General features: G+C 45.0%; 18 protein-coding genes. 14 read left to right on the top strand and 4 right to left on the bottom strand.

Annotated elements, in window-relative coordinates; all coding sequences use genetic code 11:
• Positions 1–72: 72 nt before the first annotated feature.
• The 3 genes from OC443_RS24520 to OC443_RS24510 all read right to left on the bottom strand — a co-directional run bounded on the left by OC443_RS24520 (position 73) and on the right by OC443_RS24510 (position 2033).
• Entirely contained in the window at positions 73–771 is a 699-nt protein-coding gene (locus OC443_RS24520; RefSeq protein ID WP_073586539.1) for a ChrR family anti-sigma-E factor, read from the bottom strand.
• Positions 764–1333 carry a sigma-70 family RNA polymerase sigma factor gene (locus OC443_RS24515; RefSeq protein ID WP_073586538.1) on the bottom strand — a complete coding sequence of 190 codons (570 nt, stop codon included), beginning with the start codon at positions 1331–1333 and terminating at the stop codon, positions 764–766. Before OC443_RS24515 ends, OC443_RS24520 begins: the two co-directional genes overlap by 8 nt.
• 79 nt (positions 1334–1412) lie before the next feature.
• On the bottom strand, positions 1413–2033 hold the full coding sequence (locus OC443_RS24510; RefSeq protein ID WP_143169467.1) for a hypothetical protein: 621 nt from the start codon (positions 2031–2033) through the stop codon (positions 1413–1415).
• Between the two features lie 180 nt (positions 2034–2213).
• Between OC443_RS24510 and OC443_RS24505 the strand changes: the two genes are divergently transcribed.
• From OC443_RS24505 to OC443_RS24450, 12 genes are all read left to right on the top strand, one after another.
• On the top strand, positions 2214–3563 hold the full coding sequence (locus OC443_RS24505; RefSeq protein ID WP_073586536.1) for a DUF4397 domain-containing protein: 1350 nt from the start codon (positions 2214–2216) through the stop codon (positions 3561–3563).
• 145 nt (positions 3564–3708) lie between these two features.
• Positions 3709–4284: a response regulator transcription factor gene (locus OC443_RS24500; protein WP_073586535.1), complete on the top strand. Its 576-nt coding sequence runs from the start codon at positions 3709–3711 to the stop codon at positions 4282–4284.
• A 152-nt stretch (positions 4285–4436) separates the two neighbouring features.
• Complete coding sequence (locus OC443_RS24495) at positions 4437–4799, top strand: hypothetical protein (RefSeq protein WP_073586534.1); 363 nt, start codon at positions 4437–4439, stop codon at positions 4797–4799.
• Between the two features lie 284 nt (positions 4800–5083).
• Complete coding sequence (locus OC443_RS24490) at positions 5084–5260, top strand: hypothetical protein (protein WP_200796995.1); 177 nt, start codon at positions 5084–5086, stop codon at positions 5258–5260.
• 70 nt (positions 5261–5330) lie between these two features.
• On the top strand, positions 5331–5837 hold the full coding sequence (locus tag OC443_RS24485) for a MarR family winged helix-turn-helix transcriptional regulator (RefSeq protein ID WP_073586533.1): 507 nt from the start codon (positions 5331–5333) through the stop codon (positions 5835–5837).
• A gap of 165 nt (positions 5838–6002) precedes the next feature.
• Positions 6003–6638, top strand: coding sequence for a class I SAM-dependent methyltransferase (locus OC443_RS24480; RefSeq protein WP_073586532.1), 636 nt, complete (start codon positions 6003–6005; stop codon positions 6636–6638).
• A gap of 221 nt (positions 6639–6859) precedes the next feature.
• Positions 6860–12706: a response regulator gene (locus OC443_RS24475; RefSeq protein WP_262021765.1), complete on the top strand. Its 5847-nt coding sequence runs from the start codon at positions 6860–6862 to the stop codon at positions 12704–12706.
• A 29-nt stretch (positions 12707–12735) separates the two neighbouring features.
• Entirely contained in the window at positions 12736–13764 is a 1029-nt protein-coding gene (locus OC443_RS24470; protein ID WP_073579429.1) for a response regulator, read from the top strand.
• Positions 13765–14335: 571 nt separating this feature from the next.
• A complete protein-coding gene (locus OC443_RS24465; RefSeq protein WP_073579431.1) occupies positions 14336–14719 on the top strand; it encodes a hypothetical protein in 384 nt (127 codons plus the stop codon).
• Positions 14720–14841: 122 nt separating this feature from the next.
• Complete coding sequence (locus OC443_RS24460; RefSeq protein WP_234976311.1) at positions 14842–15150, top strand: GNAT family N-acetyltransferase; 309 nt, start codon at positions 14842–14844, stop codon at positions 15148–15150.
• Positions 15151–15312: 162 nt separating this feature from the next.
• Entirely contained in the window at positions 15313–15630 is a 318-nt protein-coding gene (locus OC443_RS24455; protein ID WP_073579432.1) for an antibiotic biosynthesis monooxygenase family protein, read from the top strand.
• A 53-nt stretch (positions 15631–15683) separates the two neighbouring features.
• Positions 15684–16202 (top strand): GNAT family N-acetyltransferase, encoded by a 519-nt coding sequence (locus OC443_RS24450; protein ID WP_073579433.1) that lies wholly within the window; start codon positions 15684–15686, stop codon positions 16200–16202.
• A 150-nt stretch (positions 16203–16352) separates the two neighbouring features.
• On the opposite strand, the gene OC443_RS24445 is transcribed toward OC443_RS24450, so the two are convergent.
• Positions 16353–16754, bottom strand: coding sequence for a site-specific integrase (locus OC443_RS24445; RefSeq protein WP_073579434.1), 402 nt, complete (start codon positions 16752–16754; stop codon positions 16353–16355).
• Between the two features lie 227 nt (positions 16755–16981).
• Here OC443_RS24445 and OC443_RS24440 point away from each other — a divergent pair, with 227 nt between their 5' ends.
• Both OC443_RS24440 and OC443_RS24435 read left to right on the top strand, forming a co-directional pair.
• Positions 16982–17725, top strand: a complete 744-nt coding sequence (locus OC443_RS24440; RefSeq protein ID WP_073579435.1) for a toll/interleukin-1 receptor domain-containing protein — start codon at positions 16982–16984, stop codon at positions 17723–17725.
• Between the two features lie 114 nt (positions 17726–17839).
• Positions 17840–18130: a DUF7660 family protein gene (locus OC443_RS24435; RefSeq protein WP_073579436.1), complete on the top strand. Its 291-nt coding sequence runs from the start codon at positions 17840–17842 to the stop codon at positions 18128–18130.
• The last annotated feature ends 81 nt before the right edge of the window (positions 18131–18211 follow it).

Raw genomic sequence — 18211 nt, 5'->3', positions numbered from 1 at the left:
TCTGATATCACTTACCGGCATGGATGTAAAAAAAGAATCCTGCCGGTGTCAGCCACCGGCAGGAAGAGCATGTTAACGGAAAAACAGCGGGCTGAATGGATTTAATAAGGTTGCAAGGCCGGAAGTGAAACGCAGCGGTGCATCCAGTAAGGTCAGGCATAAGCAATCCTGATCAGCCGAGGTTCTGGGCGAATGTGTGTTGTTGTCAGTCTGAAGAACAAAATCTCCCGGCCGGTAGGTGGCCTGCTCATCACTGAATTCTCCGGCCAGCACCAGCGTGATTTCCCGGCCCTGATGGGTGTGTTGCGGCAGGCTGCTGTCACAATCCATATAGATGAAGTTCATCTTGCTCTGACCGCTGGTCGAAACGCTGGCCCGCTTGATATTTCCCGGCAGCCGGCTCCACGGACCAATATGGGCCTCATGACGCCTTAAAGCCCGCGGCAGGCGGAAAGACTTATTGTTTACACAGATTTCGGTCGTCATTTCCGGTGGTGTTGTGTCGCACTCCGCAGAGGGTAACCCACTGGCCTGCGCCGGAGTTTGCTCAAGTATCCGGGAAAGCATATCGTGAAGCCCGCTGCTGAGCGGCTCCGGTTTTGCCCGCATCATTTCACCGGCCTGTGCTTTTTCATAAGCCGCTACTTTCTGGCGGCAGTGGCTGCAAAATTCCAGGTGTGCACTGAGCATAATACCTGATGCCGGATCGAGGTCTCCTGCTGCATAACGAGCCAGCGTTTCATCCGTCGGATGGTAGTGAATCTTAGTCATCCAGTGCCTCCTTCATTTTCTGTAGCGCCAGTCTGAGCCGGCTTTTCACGGTTCCCAGCGGCACATTCAGCGCTTGTGCCACAGCCTGATGGGATTCGCCCTGTAAACAAATCATTCTGACCACTTCTGACTGGGAAGACGGCAGTTCATCGAGAATTTTATTGAGTTCCTGACGGACAATCGAATGAAATTCTGCAGGCAGCCGGTCCGGCTCCGGTTCTTCACAAAGAACCGGCCACAGATCATCGCCCTGAACCCAGTCATTCTGATGTTTGAGTTTGCGTAATGTATCGAATTTTACATTCCGGGCGACAGAGTAGATCCAGGTGGTGGCTGCCCCTTTAGACTCATCATAGAGATGCGCCTTGAGCCAGACTTTGAGCATGGTCTCCTGCACAATTTCCATCGCCAGGGATTCGTCATGAAGTTGTTGCCGGGTGTAGTTCAGTAACATGGGCGCAATCATTTTAAATAATTGCTCATAGCTTCGTTTGCAGCGTGATTCTGCAATGCGAAACAACAAAGTTGCCACGTCATGACATGACAAAGGTTGCTCGATCATGGGCTCCTTAGTGTTCTCCGGAGTTGAGAACTGACTTGTTTTCATTGTGATTGACTTCAAGCATGGGATCGATACTGATTTAACGCAAGTTGAGACTGAATCGATCACTATGACGGAAAATTTTTTTCAGATAACGCAGACAGACTTGCGAATCAGGCTGCCGGAGCAGACGTTGTTTGGTGGAAAGCGGCAGTGGCAGTAGTTCCAGCCAGTACCAGCAAAGCTGATTGGGATCGGTAATATGGGGTGTTTGTTCTGACAGCCAGGGAGAAGGGGTAAGCCGGGAAGATTCACGCAGCCACTGTCTGAAGTGCGTGACTAAAATGTCATCAGAGGACAGGCGTTGTGGTGTTTTCCATAATGGCGCTGGCTGAGCGCAAAGCCAGCCGAATCCTGCGGCCTGTCTGACACTGACAATCCGGCCCCAGCGGTGGGTATAGATTTCGGCACAGATTTGGTCGGCAGAGAGCCAGTCAACGGCCAGAATTTTCGCCTGTATCACGATATCGCCCGGCGCAATGGCCGCCTGACCGTCACTGTCCTGCATCACCAGCCAAACGCCATGATGTTTGATGGCATCGAGCAGGGTTTGAGAAAAAATGAACCCGTTGCCCCGGATGTTGCGTTTGCCGACAGGCAGCAGATGATCTGTGGTCATCAGACAGGGCAGGTGTAATGGCTGGGATTCATGATGTCGCACAGTGTTGAGCTCCGGTTGATTTTTCTTCTTATACGTATGGATTCTCTTTTTGGATGAAAAAGTTTTTCGCTGAGTCAGTGCTTTATTGATAAAAGTAAAAATAATCATAAAAAGCGATGATCGAATTGAACGGGTGACCCGTAACTTAAGCCGTCTATCGAACAACAAGAGGTAACAGCTATGAAAGTCAATTCGTTAATCGCAGTATTTGGTTCGGCAATTTTTTTAGCCGGGTGTAATCATGAAGACGACAATGATGTGCAACTGAGGGTGACACATGCCAGCAGTGATGCACCGATGGTTTCAGTGACACTCAATGGTGATGTCGCTTCAGGTCTGGAAAAAACAGATTATCAGGTTGCAGGAGACTGGATCGGTCTGATGTCGGGGAGCTACGATATTGCAGTGAATGCGCTGCTTCCCGGTGATCAGCAATCAGAAGTGATTGGTGCAAACCTGAATTTCTCACCGGATATGCAGTATGACGTGATTGCGGTGAATAATGCGGCAAGCATTGAACCGGTTGTGCTGAGTCGCGATGCCGCCGGGCCTGAAGGAAACTTTGTGCGTCTTGATATATTACATGCGCATCCGGACGTAGCCGGGGTTGATATTTATCTGAGTACAGAAGAAGACATCAGCAGTGTGGATCCTGCGGTCAGCGGCCTTGAATTCAAAATTGACAGCGCGGATTTACCAGTCACCATCCCTTCGGGAACATACCGGATCCGGGTGACTCTGGCGGGTGATAAAAGCGCGGTATTCGATAGCGGTAACCTTGAACTGACCATGGGTAGCGACCTGATGATCACTGCATTGCCAAATGTTGATGGTGGTGCGGTATCACCGGTGAACCTGCTGGTAGCGGATAAAGACGGATATAGTGTACTGAGAAGTACCGGTGAAAAAGCAGCGGTGCGGGTTGTGCATGCCGTCGATGATGCTCCGGATGTGGATGTGCTGGCTTCCGGCAGTGCTGTCGACGGGCTGACAATGATCAGTTTCAAAGAGTTCAGAAGTAAAGATCTGGATCCCGGCAGCTATGACCTGAGTGTCGCGGCATCATCTGATAATAGTCTGGTGGTTATCGAAGCGCCGGGAACTGCCCTGAATGCAGGCTCAACGACCAGTATTTATGCGGTAGGCAAGCTGAACAGTGTGACTGACGAAACCATTGACCCGCTGGTGATTGCTGAAGATCTGCGATCTGTCGCCAGTTATGCAAAACTGCGGGTTGTACATGCCAGCCCGACAGCAGGCGGTTTAGGTCTGGTGGATATTCATGCTTCAGCGACCGGAACTTTCGATGCCACCACAGTAGTCTTAAGTGGCGTTGACTTTAAAGGCACTGCGACGCTTAATGTGCCGGAAGGTACTTATTATCTGGCGGTTATTCTCGCCGGAGATATGACTTATACGCCAGCTGTACAGGCAACCGCAGCGGTTGAAGATGGTGGCGTCTATTCTGTGGTTGCAACAGATGACTTTGCCGGTGGACTATTGCTGAATGTCGACACAGCAGCACCGTAGACGAGCATGAGACTGACCCCGTTTCACAACCTTTGTATCAGATAAAAACCGCCACCCTGCAAGTTGGCGGTTTTTTTTATTTTGACAGATGCACCGGTGCAGTGAAAAATAACCCGATGGTAAATAATTCTTCATCATCAGAATCATGACATTCAAAGTACAACCTAGCCAACTGACCGGCTGTATTATTCTCTTTTTAACCATCACCGTTGCTTTGCAGTTATATCTTTTTTTAAAAGAGGCCGCTTTGCTGGTGCTGTTTTTTATTCCGCTGGCACTTTATTTCAGTCCTGGTTCCCCGCTCACTTCCGGTAAAACATTGCGTCTGATCATTGATAATCTGACTCCGGTTGCCTGGATTGTTACCGTGGGGGAGCTGATTTATTCGCTGCATGCCTTCAGTCTTAGTTTTTCATTATGGGTGAATCTGGGGCTGTTTATTGCGGTGGCTTACGGGGCTCAGTTTGTATTACAGAAACTCTATATCTCAGTGAATGTTACAGCGGAACAACCCGCCCTGAATCAGCTGGATAAATTTCAGTTTACTGAGAGAGAAAAAGAGCTGATTCAGTATTTAATCAAGGGTCTCAAATATAAAGAAATCGCAGCCGCGCTGTTTATTTCAGAAAATACCGTGAAAAAGCATATCTCAAATATTTATTCCAAAGCGGCAGTAAACAATAAAGTAGAGCTGATTTATAAAATTTCCTCATCACATTAAGATATTTTAAAAATCAGATGGTTATACAGGAATTACCCGTTCGGGTAACGGGTGTTTCCGGTAAAAATTATCCTTTTTCGGGATAGGAATCGCCGGTATCACGACGATAGTATGCATGTGATTTAACCCATCATATTTACAGGAGTTTATCCATGAAAAAAATAATCGGCCTGGTGCTGTTTTGCTCAGGAATTGCCGCGATTACCAGATTAGATGTCACTATTTTTGCAGATTTTATTTCGCTCATATTTGTTCTGTTGACCGGCAGCAGCCTGACGCTGATTGAATACCGTAAGAATTTCTCCCGCAATGATCTGATTCTCAGTATCAGAAAGAATATGATTTTTGCCGGCTGGATGGGGCTGCTTGTCGGCACGATTTATATTTTGAGTGACTTTGATCAGAGTCACCTGGATCAGGAAGCCGCCAATTTTGCTGTGGCGCTGCTGTCGGTTTTCTATGGCTATATTGTGGCGTATCTTGCTGTGTTCTTTAGTCAGGAGTCCGCTGAGTAAGCACTGTTTTATACCCAAACAACCTGCATCTTCAGGTTGCTTGGGTATACCTGTTATTTTTTGTCATCGGGGCTGAGTATCTTCTCCGGCAGGAGCCTTTCAGCCCTGATGACATGATACTGCACCCTCACTGTTTTATTTTTTATAAGCATATCCGCAACCTGTCTCCTCAGATTGTCTATATTTACGTGTACTGTTGAATATTAAAATCATAAAAAAGCAGTCATTTTGCTGGCTGTTATCTATACTTGTATCAATAACTGAAGCGAAAGAGGTGACTTCAGATGGACTTTACAGACAAACTCCGGTTACGGGGACAAGCTGATGAAGATCTGTATTTTGCAGAACTGGACCGTCAGCTGATTAAAGCAATGCATGAACGCCAGAAGCAGGAAGAAGAGAAACTGAAGTCTGATGAATCAGACGATCCAAATCTGCCTCCCACTTCTAAAAGTAAATAAAAACCATAAATTTCAGCATATTAAAAGCTTTCATCAGACGCAGCCTGATGGCGCATTGCCATGATTTAATTTGACAACCTTATTGTCATCGCCCATTATTGACAACCTGATTGTCAATAATGGTGTTCATATGTCTGCGCAGGCTCTATACAAAATTACGGTGCAAACCCGTCGGTTATATCAACTGCTTCGTTGTGTCTCTGATCGTCAGCTGGAACAGTTCGGGATAAATTCCAGCCACCGCTCTTTACTTGAGTATCTGTATCACAATCCGTCTCAGACCGTTCCTCAAATCGCTGACCAAAAATTGGTAAGTCGTCAGCATATACAAACAATCGTGAATTCTTTGAGTGAGCGGGGGCTGGTGGTATTCATCAGCAATCCAAATCACAAGCGCTCTTCTTTGGTCCGGTTAACCCGGGCCGGGGAGGAAATGTTTGAATCGGTGCAAATAACAGAATCTGCTTTGCTTGAAAAAGTGGGGTTAAATTTCCCGCAAGCCGGGCTGGAGCATGCAAGTCAAACACTCGATCAAATCATTGAGTGTTTTCAATCAACAGGTGGTGCTGAAAAGTAAACTCAGGGGTAAAACCAGAAATATGCCTGGCTCATATACCCAAGTGACCTCAAGATGCATGTTCAGCGAGAATGGATTGGTTTCTGACCAAGGCACTGATTTGCAGACATAGTCATTCTGCGTTGAAAAATATCAGTTGTTTTCTTTTTGAAAGGAGGTATCGCGATGAACATTGGAACAAAAATATTGAATCAGTTTAAACAACCAACCGGGATGTTGGGGATTCTGGCGGGGAAAATTATGGCAGGACGCGCTTCTAATATTGAGCGCAATGAATGGACATTAAGCTTGCTGAAATTAAACTCAACCGACAGAGTTCTTGAGATAGGATTCGGGCCCGGAGTCGCGATAGAAAAAGCCAGCAATATTGTAAAAGAAGGTGTGATTGTCGGCATAGACCACTCAGCTATCATGATGAATCAGGCCTCAAAAAGAAATGCAAAAGCGATAGAAAACGGACGGGTAAAACTCTATCCGGGAAGTGACATGATATTGCCGGAATCTGAACTGCCATTTGATAAGATTTATTCAGTGAATGTCGTACAATTTTGGCCGGAACCAACAGAAGTTTTGAAGCGACTCAGGAAAATGCTTACGCCTGATGGCGTCATTGCTACAACATACATGCCCAGACAACTCAATGAAAAGTATGCCTGTTCCGGTATCACGGCGGGGCAGATTACGGCGTGGTCAGAAGCCGCAGGGTTTTCTGAAATCTGTGTCGAAGAGAAAGTGTTTAATTCCGCTCCGGCTATATCTGTTCTTGCCTTTAATCGTCATCAGAATCAAGCCAGCCGCTGACGACAAACCTGCGGCGTGGCGTTTGCTGTCTGTGGGGAAAGTGCCCGGTAGCTGTTGAAGATTTTCCCCGTCACGGAAGACGGTAAAAAGCACCTGTATACCCAAACAACCTGAATCATGCATCTTCAGGTTGTTTGGGTATAAATCTCACATATCAGCCATGTTGTTCTATGCTTCTAACTGAATTATGTGAGATTGATGCAGGTGTTCGAAGGCAGAATATGATGATGCAGACGCGCGTTTACAGATGGATAGCTGGCTGGTTTCTGCTTTTTGTATGTTCAACTTGGGTTCATGGGGAAACGTTTAAAGCCGGCTTTGGCTATTCGAAACCCCCATTTGTTTTTGCGCAATCCCCTTCAGACGTTATTGACCGCGGTATTGAAATCGATATCGTCAGGCAAGCGCTAGCAGCGCGCGGACATCAGCTGGATATCCGTTATTTCTCTAATGATCAGCTGACTGAACAATTACGGGCAGGGAATATTGATATCGCAACGACGGTGCCTTATGGCACAGACCCATCACTCTTTTACACCGATAAGGTTATCTATTTTTGGAATTATGCGCTGACTCAGCCAGAAGATCGCCGCATCATCCGCTCTGTCAGGGATCTGAAAAATCGCAAAGTGGCGGCGTGGGTCGGTGCTGAAAACGATCTGGGTGATGAATTCAGAGATGTCATCCCTCAGATGGAAATCTACCGTGAGATGGAAGACCAGAAAGCCCAGGTGCTTCTGTTCTTACAAAAGAAAATTGATACCCTGGTGATCGACTGGAATATCTTTTCTTACTGGGCACGACACTATGGTTACGACCCTTCTGACTACAATCAATATGATGTTTTTGGCGGGCGAACCTGGTTCGCCGTGGGATTCACCAATCCGGCTTTAAGAGATGAATTTAATCAAGGAATCCGTCAGTTAAAAAGGGATGGCAGCTATCAGGAGATTTACGATCAGCTATGGACTCCTGTGAGCCGGGAGGTGTCAGTTACCGGCGATACGCCTATCTCTGAATCATTGAAGGCTGAGCTGACAGCAACAGAAGTCGCCTGGTTAAACAAGCACCCTGTTATCCGTGTCAGTAATGAATCTGACTGGCCGCCCTTTAATTATGCCGTCAACGGAAAACCACAGGGTTTTTCTATCGATTACATGAATCTTCTGGCTGATAAAGTGGGTCTTCAGGTTGAGTATGTGACTGGCCCGTTATGGAAGGATTTCCTCGACATGATGAAATCCGGACAGCTTGATGTGATGCTGAATATTGTCAAAACGCCTGAGCGTCAGAAATATCTCCTCTATACTCCGCCTTATGCGGATAATCCGAACGCAATTCTGAGCAAGAAAACAATGCCATACAACACTTTAAAGGAACTTGCAGGCAAGACAGTCGCAGTCACGAAAGGGTTCTTTTATGAAGAAATTCTTGCCAGGGATTTCCCTGAAATCAAAGTGTTACCGCTAAAAGATACCCAACAAACAATGATTGCTGTCAGTATCGGTAAGGCGGATGCAGCGTTTGGGGAAATGGCCGTGCTCAACCACTTTATTGCAGAGCAGCTGATGAATGATATCGCGATTTCTGCTGCTTTAGAGTTGGGCGGTGAGGAATATAGCCTGCTCAATATTGCAACCCGTAAAGATCTGCCGGAACTTCGCTCAATCCTGCAAAAGGGAATGGCCTTAATCACTGATCAAGAGATCAGAAAACTCAGAGAAAAATGGTTTTTGAGTCATCACAGCGCAGCAACCGTCCCGAAAGACAGGGTGCATGAAATCGATGGAAATACCGTTTATTTAATTTTGGGCGGCGCCTTACTGGTTGTCATTGGTGTACTACTCAGTATGTATTTCCTGCCTAAGTATCTGAGTAACGAACAACTTGCTAAATTTGTCAGTTCCCGTGCCTTCACTGTTTCAATCATGATGTTGACGGGGGTCATTATTACGATTGTGTATACACTGGTGTGGTATACCGTGGAGCAAAACCGATATTCAACCACGAAGAATATTGAAAAGGATTTGAAGTCCGTATTAAAAGTCACCTCTGAGAGACTGGACATATGGATTGATGACCAGAAACAACATCTTGCCGAAATTGCGATGCATCCGGAATTAGTGGCGTTATCGAAACAGTTGCTCTTAGTTCCCGCGACCAGGGAGAAGCTGACAAACTCCGGGCTGCAGCGTCAACTCCGGGATTTCATGGATAAGCATGACAGAAAAAAACAAGGGATTGGCTTCTTTATCATTAATCCTGATCGCATCAGCATTGCTTCAGCAAGGGATCAGAATATCGGGACCCGGAATCTGATTGATATCTATGAAAAACAGAGATTAGATCAAGTCTTTCAAGGTGCAACGGTGTTTATTCCTCCAATCGATTCAGATGTAAAGATGACTCATCTGAATGCGACGCAGTCCAACCTCCAACAGTTCAGTATGTTTTTTGCTGCACCAATCAAGGATGAGCATGGCAAGGTGCTGGCTGTGTTAACGCAAAGGTTACAACCGGATGGGCGCATCTCCCGGATTATGAATCAGGGGAGAATCGGTCGATCTGGTGAAAGTTATCTGATCAATAAGAAGGGTGAGATGTTCACCACCAGCCGTTTCATTGAGCAACTTTATGACATCGGTCTGCTTGATAGAGATCCGGACAAAAGCCAGTTACTTCAGGTCAGAGACCCGGGCGGAAGTTTACCGGAAGGATATCGCCCAGAGAATAACGCCGTACATCCCTTTACCCTGATGGCCGGGAATTTACTTGCTCTGTCCGTCTCCTTCAGCCCTTCTGTAAACGAAAAACTTTCTGTCATCGGGGCCAACGTGAAAGGCTACCGGGACTACAGAGGTGTTGAGGTCATGGGGGTATGGCAATGGGATTATGAACATGGTGTTGGTCTCACCACTGAAATTGATAAAGCGGAAGCGATGGAAGGTTTTTATCAGTTGCAGTTTTATCTGTTTCTGATTGCGATGGTCTCGCTGTGTCTGATTTTGACTGCCTGTCTGCTGACGCTGACCATTGGGCAAAGAGCAACGAGCTTTATGCGAAAATCCAACGAAGAGCTTGAAGAAAGTGTCAGAGAACGGACGTTGAGGCTTCGCAGTATTATTGAAAATGCGGCAGACGGCATTATCGTGATGAACAACCGGGGGACAGTACAAAATTTCAGCCCTGCGGCGGAGAGAATGTTTGGCTTCACCCGTTCAGAGGTTGAAGGGCAAAATATTAAAATGTTAATGCCGGAACCGGTGAGAAGTGCGCATGATGGTTATTTAAGTCACTATCGGAAAGGGGGGGAAGCAAGGGTTATCGGCAAAACCAGAGAAGTCGTCGGGCGTCGCAAAAATGGTGAAACCTTTGATATGGACCTGGCTGTCAGTGAACTTTTCATCGGTGATGAACACCTCTATACCGGGATTGTCAGAGATATTACCCAACGGAAGAAAATGGAAAATGAGCTGCAGAAAAGTGAATCCCGGTTCAGAGAGTTAGTGGAGCACTTCGGGACGAACTATTTCTTCTATGCACACAATTCAGCAGGGGTTTTCACTTATTTGAGCCCTTCTGCGGGAACGATGTTAGGCCGTAGCATCGATGAGCTGATGTCACACTATGGTGAGTACATGGCGGATTCGCCAATCAATCAACATGTGGAATGTAATACACAGAAGACCCTGAACGGAGAGACGGTCCCGCCTTATATCATCGAGATGTTAACCTCGTCCGGGGAATCCTGCTTCCTTGAAGTGTCTGAGTTTTCGGTGTTTGACAATGAAAATCATGTCGTCGGGGTTCAGGGTATTGCTCATGATATTACTGCCCGGCTGAAAGCAGAAGATGAGCTCAGACATGCGATAGGCATTGCAGAGGAAGCAACCAAAGCGAAGTCGGATTTTCTGGCCAATATGTCGCATGAGATCCGGACACCGATGAATGCCATTATCGGCATGTCTGAATTAGCGTTGCAGACCGACCTGGATAAAAAACAGCATAATTATATTGAAAAAGTGAACCGTTCCGCGGTGAGCCTGCTCGGTATCATCAACGATATTCTGGACTTTTCCAAAATCGAAGCGGGCAAGCTGGATATGGAATATATCGACTTCCGTCTGGAAGATGTGATGGAAAACCTGACCAGTCTGCTGTGCTTAAAAGCAGAAGAAAAAGGATTAGAACTGCTTTTTGATGTGGCCGCAGACGTACCAACTGCGCTGGTGGGTGATCCGCTTCGGTTAGGCCAGATGCTGGTTAATATCGGCAACAATGCCATCAAATTTACCGACCAGGGACAAATCGTTGTTTCCGTCCGTTTAGAGAAGTTAACCTCAAATAAAGCGACTCTGGTGTTTTCAGTGAAGGATTCAGGCATCGGCATGAGTCCGGAACAACAGACCAAACTGTTTCAGTCTTTCAGTCAGGCGGACTCTTCAACAACCCGGAAATACGGTGGTTCCGGTTTAGGTCTGGCAATATGTAAACGCCTGTGCTCCATGATGGACGGGGAAATATCTGTGACAAGTGCGGTTGATCAGGGAAGTACTTTTACCTTTACAGCGAATTTAGGTGTTCAGGTTGGTCAGCCAATCGGGCGGGTCAGACCTGAACTGCCGGAACTGAAAGGTTTGAGGGTGTTGGTGGTCGATGATAATTCAATAGCGAGGGAGATCCTGACCGAGCTTCTGATTTCATTTGATTTCAATGTAACAGCTGTCAGTTCTGCTCAGGAAGGCATGTTGAAATTGAGTAACGATGGGGTGTATGACCTGATTGTGATGGACTGGAAGATGCCCCGGATTGATGGCATTACTGCCAGCAAAGAGATTCGGTCCTCTCAGCCGGATATCCCCATTATTCTGATTACGGCTTACAGCCGGGATGAGGCTTTGGAAGTGGCTCACCGTGAAGGGATTCATTTCAATCATGTGCTGAGTAAGCCTGTGGCTGCGTCCAGTATGCTTGATGCCGTCATGGAAGCCTTTGGTCATGATATCTCAGACTCGGACAGGCAGAATCTGAGAGTCAGCAGAGAGATTGGCAGCACGCATAAAATCAGGGGCGCAAAGATTTTGCTGGTTGAAGATAATGATATCAATCAGGAGCTGGCGTATGAACTTCTCACCAATGCAGGCATCGTGGTCAGCATTGCTGAAAATGGTCAGGAAGCGCTCGACAGGCTTGCTGAAGAAGATTTTGATGGCGTCCTGATGGATTGCCAGATGCCGGTGATGGATGGTTATACCGCGACCAAAGCGTTGAGAAAAGACCCCCGGTTCGCCGACTTACCTGTGATTGCGATGACTGCCAATGTGATGGCCGGGGACCGTGAAAGAGCAATAGAATCCGGTATGAATGATCATATTCCCAAACCGATCAATGCGGCTGACATGTTTCACACCATCGCTAAATGGATGACGCCCGCGAAACCTCAATCCGTGGTCCGGTTGAGTAAATATGAGGTTGCTGATGAAACATTTCCGGAATTAGAAGGAATCGATACAAAGCTGGGAATGGAAATCGCGCAAAATAATGCAAAACTATATAGAAAACTATTGAGTAAGTTTAGCCGTACCTATTGTGATATTGAGACTTTACTGGATTCACAGGACACCGAAGAAACAGGGCGTTTCATTCATACGCTGAAAGGAACAGCCGGTAACATCGGTGCGTCGCAGATATCCCGTATTGCTCTGCGGCTGGAGGAATCCATTGCTGCACAGGATGATGCTTCTGTGACTGGCCAGCTCCGCCATGAGTTATCAGGGCTTGTAAACCAGGCAATTCAGGCAATAGACGAACTGGACTCAGAAGCGACGGGGCTAAAACCATCCGGGGATGACGAGACGGACCCGGAGAAAGAGAAATTATTGATCCAAAAGCTGAGATCGCTGCTTGAGGATGATGATACGGAGGCGTTAGAGGTGCTGAATGAACTGGAAGAACTTCCGGTTCAGTCGTTTGATAAAGCTAAATTAAAGACCCTGTCTAAGGCGATCAGTGAATATGATTTCGATAGCGCTTTAGACACGCTGGATGATATTGAAACTGATACCTGAAGCTGAGTTGTTAACTCCGGGGGGAAAGGATGGATAAACAGGTTGTGTTAGTCGTCGATGATACGTCTGACAACATTGATGTGATCAGCGGTATTCTGCGTTCAGATTACAAAGTAAAAGCGGCGTTATCCGGACAAAAAGCCCTGAAAATCGCTCAGAGTACACCTGCGCCAGACATTATACTGCTTGATGTCATGATGCCGGAAATGGATGGCTATGAGGTCTGCCGGAGGCTTAAAGATAACCCACAGACAAGAAACATACCGGTGATCTTTGTGACAGCGAAAGATGCTGACAGTGATGAAGCTTTTGGTCTGGATTTAGGCGCTGTCGACTATATTACCAAGCCCGTCAGCCCTGCGATTGTGCAGGCCCGTGTCCGGACCCACCTCTCCCTGTATGATCAAAATCGCCACTTAGAGAAAACAGTCCGCGAGCGAACCAAAGATCTGATACAGACCCAGCTGCAAATTATCCGGCGCCTGGGCCGGGCCGCAGAGTTTAAAGATAATGAAACCGGACTTCATGTGATCCGGATGAGCCATTATTCAAGATTAATCGCGGAAGCATTAGACCTGCCGGATAATTATTCGGATCTGATTTTCAAAGCGGCTCCGATGCATGATGTCGGTAAGATTGGTATTCCTGATTCTGTCCTTTTAAAACCCGGGAAGCTCGATGATCAGGAGTGGGAACTGATGCGGCAACATCCTCAGTTTGGTACTGATATCATTGGTTATCATGACTCAGAACTGTTAAAAGAAGCAGGTATTATCGCTTTGGCACATCACGAAAAGTGGGATGGCAGTGGTTACCCGAATGGATTAAAAGGTGAGGAGATTCCTCTTTCTGCAAGAATTGTCGCCATCGCTGATGTGTTCGATGCTTTAACCACAGAGAGACCCTATAAAAAAGCCTGGGAAGTCAGCGATGCGGTCGCATTGATTGATCAGGAGTCTGGTCGTCACTTTGACCCTGAACTGGTTGCGGTTTTCCATCAGGTTTTACCTGATATTCTTGAGATTAAACAAGAGTATGCAGAAGAGAGTGCCTCCTGATTCTGTTTGTTTCTGATGTGTTTAACCCTTGTTCCCACGGTCCTCCGTGGGAATACATACCGAATATAAGCATTATTGATATAAATTCGTTGCAAATTCAACGTTGCTCACATCCATCATGAGATGATCAATGAAAACCATAATAATTATGTGTGTATGCTCAAAGTCTCCGCATTCAGCAAGCAAGTGCATTTGAATTACTGAGTATTTGGTCAATTATGTTTATTGATGAAGGGAGAGTTGTGGTGTTTTTGGGGCATAATTTCCAGAGGTTTCGGTGTTGAAATAGACATGGTGGAGATGGGGTGCCTGTTCCCACAATTATTTACCTGCATCTTCAGGTTGTTTGGGTATATAAATATAATGATATATGTATATGTTGTTTTTTAAATAACCACGATACGCATAAAATATCATTATAAATCAGTAAATTAACAGCTTGTTTCATGTGTGGAATATTCTCTGTGAACAGACTTTTGATTTTTTGTTCTCCAGATAAGTACCTGTCCCGCCACTTGTTTTCTGTCATCGGACAAATTTTCTACGGAGCGCGGTGTTATAAGGAACGAAGATGAATTCAGACTCAACAAAATGGAAAGACTACGAGCTTAGTGTGGGGCTATACAAATTCTATTTGGCAGGTGTGGTTAAATTAAATTTTTTTTATTACGCCATTACGGGTGCAATACTTTCGTTTCATTTTTCTGAAGATAGTCCATCGATCTCTGTATTTGCTTTACTTCTTCCGATATTACTCAGTATCTTTTTAGGCTTGTTTTTTCTTTATGCAGTAAAGCTTGCTCAAGGCTTACGCCGCAACATTAAAGAGCGAGCATCAAAATTAGGCCTGGATGTATTTCCGGAATGTATGGTGCTGGTCTTAATATGCGCGATTTTTGGTGTGTCGGCACTCGGAGTCGGCCTTTCGCTTCTTGGATACTATTGTTGCGCATAAGAAGCCCTGTATTTAAAACGTTTGTCCCGATAAGCTTTTTGTGTGGCACTTCTAAGTCAGGTATGCATTCCCTTTCCTTGAACTGTACCTTTCGGCTGCACGCTGAACCCTGCATCTTCAGGTTGCTTGGGTATAAAGAAACACCGCTGCCATTATTCCAGCCTTTTCCTGAAGAGTCTGACACATCTGGCCCTATAATGTTTTTACATGATTTAGCTATTTCAAATCAGGTATCTGGAAAAGGGGTTGGCGCTAAAATGGTCAGCCATTTATTAAACGTTGCAATGATACTTAAATTTGAACAAATCTTGCTGGTTGCAGTTCAAGGCTCTTCTTTGTTTTGGGAAAAGATGGGTTTTACTGAAGTGACGGATCAGAGTATCTCTGCTACATATGGTGATGGCGCAAAAATGATGAGATACCTTCTTTGAAGGTTTGCAATGTTAAGCCATCCCGTGGTGTAGTGGTCAATGAAAATTGGCCATAGTTTTATAGTTCTGACAGAGCAGTGTGTGGCTGGATTGAAGTCTGTATTTCCTGACAGTACTATAAAGACACTGCCTGTTAAAAAGACACTTTAAAGGAAGAAAGATATGTCCCTCATCGCTAATACACCGAAGCCGCCTTACTATGCGGTGATTTTTACATCTCACCGTGAAGGTGATGATAATGGTTATGGCCAAATGGCGGATCGCATGGTTGAATTAGCTTCAAAACAACCCGGTTTTTTAGGCGTAGAGTCTGCACGGGAAGGTGTTGGAATTACCGTTTCATACTGGTCTGATCTTGAGTCCATTCAGCAGTGGAAAGCAAATGCAGAGCATCAGGAAGCCCAAAGGCTTGGGCGTGATAAATGGTATTCATCGTTCAAAACCCGGATATCGAAAGTAGAGCGTGACTACGGAATTTAGCAAACCAATTCCCCCGGCCTCAATACCTCTTAATTCATGTGAAGGTGATTGAAATGGCGATAAGAATAGAGCTGATTTCTACAGAAGACGTGGACGAGCTGTTAGAGTTTGAATTGACGAATCGCTCCTGGTTTGACTTGCATATATCACCCCGTAATGAAGATTTTTATTCACCACAAGGTGTTAAAAGTCAAATCTCCGAATTTTTGTCATTACATACTCATGGAAAAATGTACCCAATGTTGATCCGAACCGGGTCCAATGAAATTTGTGGCAGGATTAACGTGCATCGCATTGAATCCGGAAATGGTACAGGTGAATTGGGTTATCGGATTGGGGAACGGTTTGCTTCGAAGGGTATTGCATCAAAGGCGGTTAACCGGCTGATATCATATTTAGTTTCAGAATCCAAATTAGGCGTATTGAAAGCTATTGTTCTAACCAGCAATTTGGGCTCAAGAAAAGTTCTTGAGCGAAATGGCTTTCGTAAAGTAAAGGATATTCCCAAATACGCAGAACTCAATGGTGATTTGAAAGACGCCATTGAGTATGAGCGAACATTATTACGCTAACCCTTGTTCCCACGGTCCTCCGTGGGAATACATACCGAATATAAGCATTATTGATATAAATTCGTTGCAAATTCAACGTTGCTCACATCCATCATGAGATGATCAATGAAAACCATAATAATTATGTGTGTATGCTCAAAGTCTCCGCATTCAGCGAGCAAGTGCATTTGAATTACTGAGTATTTGGTCAATTTTGTTTATTGATGAAGGGAGAGTTGTGGCATTTTTTGGGCATAATTTCCAGAGGTTTCGGTGTTGAAATAGACATGGTGGAGATGGGGTGCCTGTCCCCACAATTATTGGTAAAAACTCTCGGTATAAAAAGACAAGCGCATTTAAAGCAAGAGATTGTGTGGATGCTGATACTTTCCGTTGAGTCGTGAGATATGTCAGAAATCGTTCGACATCTTGACAGCCTAATTCTGCTGGATGTTGATTATTGTTGAATCTAATGTATTGAACTATCGAAAAAAGATAGGTTTGGATGGTCTTCCGGGCATAATGTCTAACAAGCATAAATTCGTTCACACTCGTCAAGAAAATTGATTTCATATGGATACCTGTTTTTCTATACAGTATTTTATAAAATCACACTCAAAATAATTAACAAAGATATTGTCGGTATTTTGTGATTATCGATGGAGAAAATCATACTTTTTTAGTGAAAAATGATGAAGCTAGAGAAATATGACATAAATTGAATTAAAATTATGTGGACATTGTCTGGGTGACATTGTCCACATAAGAACTTTTATGCATAAGTAGTTAATGGAGACTAAATGAATCCACCGAGAGTTTTTGTATCCTACTCACATGATTCAGCCGATCATAAGGGGTGGGTTTTAGATTTTGCGACAACATTGAGAAATCGTGGTGTTGATGCCGTTCTTGACCAGTGGGATTTGAAACCAGGAGACGACCTTCCTCATTTCATGGAAACACAGCTGGAAGCCGCTGATTACGTATTAATGATATGTACTGATAAATATGTCAAAAAAGCTAACGCTGGTGAGGGTGGCGTGGGCTATGAAAAAATGATTATGACATCATCCTTGCTTTCAAAAATTGATAGCAGCAAAGTCATTCCTATTATTCGGCAGGTAGGAACAGATTTAAGGCCTACATTCTTAAAAACAAAGCTATATGTAAATTTTTCAAAAGATGAAGATGCCGAGTATAGTTTTGACGACCTTCTTCGCACTTTGCTTAATTCACCACTATTTGAAAAACCAAAGATTGGTGAAAATCCGTTCAAGCCAATGGAGCACTCCCGACCTGATAGAGCGTCGGATGGAGTGAAAGAGGTAATGTTGACGGTTGCTAAATGTTACGAGCGAAGAGAATATGACTATATATGGTTTAGAAACATAGTACAGTTAGTTTCCATGCATAGGCTAACTTTGGATAAATATATTCAGGAAGCAGTAAAGCAGGGTCTTATATCTTGGAGAACAGAGGACACTCTAAGTATTACTTCTAGAGGTCTTAACTATCTTGAAGCGCACAACATAATAGAGTCATAAAATGCATAACAAATTGCTGCACTCGGAAAAATTACTCGCTACGCTCCCAATTTTTCGGTGAGCAAAGCGTTATGTGCCTACAGAGCTCGGTGAAGAAAAGCAAGAAATATAATTATGGAATTACACGAGTTAGTTGAAATAGTAGATGACCAAAATTCATTTTTGGCCTTCGTGGAGGTCCTCAAAAAGGATCGTGAAGACTCAGTTCGCAAAGAGAAATTGAACCCTAGCAATCCATATAGTAGCGAATCCAATGGCTGGGAGAATGGAACAATTGAGTCATTCTTGGGGGCTGCACATGCATGGGCAATAGATTCAGATTTTGGTGCATCTCAAGACTTAGCAGAAGCTAATATGTGGAAAAAGATGGCTGTATTCTTATATTGTGGAAAAATCTACGAATGAAAATATGCCAATCACATAACAAACCGCTCTTCGCAGTATGTGCGGGTGAGCGGGGCGTTAGCTGTTGTAAATGGAGTAAAA

The organism is Vibrio quintilis (assembly GCF_024529975.1).
Classification (GTDB): domain Bacteria; phylum Pseudomonadota; class Gammaproteobacteria; order Enterobacterales; family Vibrionaceae; genus Vibrio; species Vibrio quintilis.
The sequence above is the reverse complement of the archived record's forward strand: the minus strand, read 5'-3'. Positions and strand labels throughout refer to the sequence as shown.

What these genes read in the sequence shown, in the direction of transcription:
- OC443_RS24520 (WP_073586539.1), bottom strand. Translation starts at nt 771, where the DNA reads ATGACTAAGATTCACTACCATCCGACGGATGAAACGCTGGCTCGTTAT.
- OC443_RS24515 (WP_073586538.1), bottom strand. Translation starts at nt 1,333, where the DNA reads ATGATCGAGCAACCTTTGTCATGTCATGACGTGGCAACTTTGTTGTTT.
- OC443_RS24505 (WP_073586536.1), top strand. Translation starts at nt 2,214, where the DNA reads ATGAAAGTCAATTCGTTAATCGCAGTATTTGGTTCGGCAATTTTTTTA.
- OC443_RS24500 (WP_073586535.1), top strand. Translation starts at nt 3,709, where the DNA reads ATGACATTCAAAGTACAACCTAGCCAACTGACCGGCTGTATTATTCTC.
- OC443_RS24495 (WP_073586534.1), top strand. Translation starts at nt 4,437, where the DNA reads ATGAAAAAAATAATCGGCCTGGTGCTGTTTTGCTCAGGAATTGCCGCG.
- OC443_RS24490 (WP_200796995.1), top strand. Translation starts at nt 5,084, where the DNA reads ATGGACTTTACAGACAAACTCCGGTTACGGGGACAAGCTGATGAAGAT.
- OC443_RS24480 (WP_073586532.1), top strand. Translation starts at nt 6,003, where the DNA reads ATGAACATTGGAACAAAAATATTGAATCAGTTTAAACAACCAACCGGG.
- OC443_RS24475 (WP_262021765.1), top strand. Translation starts at nt 6,860, where the DNA reads ATGATGATGCAGACGCGCGTTTACAGATGGATAGCTGGCTGGTTTCTG.
- OC443_RS24470 (WP_073579429.1), top strand. Translation starts at nt 12,736, where the DNA reads ATGGATAAACAGGTTGTGTTAGTCGTCGATGATACGTCTGACAACATT.
- OC443_RS24465 (WP_073579431.1), top strand. Translation starts at nt 14,336, where the DNA reads ATGAATTCAGACTCAACAAAATGGAAAGACTACGAGCTTAGTGTGGGG.
- OC443_RS24455 (WP_073579432.1), top strand. Translation starts at nt 15,313, where the DNA reads ATGTCCCTCATCGCTAATACACCGAAGCCGCCTTACTATGCGGTGATT.
- OC443_RS24450 (WP_073579433.1), top strand. Translation starts at nt 15,684, where the DNA reads ATGGCGATAAGAATAGAGCTGATTTCTACAGAAGACGTGGACGAGCTG.
- OC443_RS24445 (WP_073579434.1), bottom strand. Translation starts at nt 16,754, where the DNA reads ATGAAATCAATTTTCTTGACGAGTGTGAACGAATTTATGCTTGTTAGA.
- OC443_RS24440 (WP_073579435.1), top strand. Translation starts at nt 16,982, where the DNA reads ATGAATCCACCGAGAGTTTTTGTATCCTACTCACATGATTCAGCCGAT.
- OC443_RS24435 (WP_073579436.1), top strand. Translation starts at nt 17,840, where the DNA reads ATGGAATTACACGAGTTAGTTGAAATAGTAGATGACCAAAATTCATTT.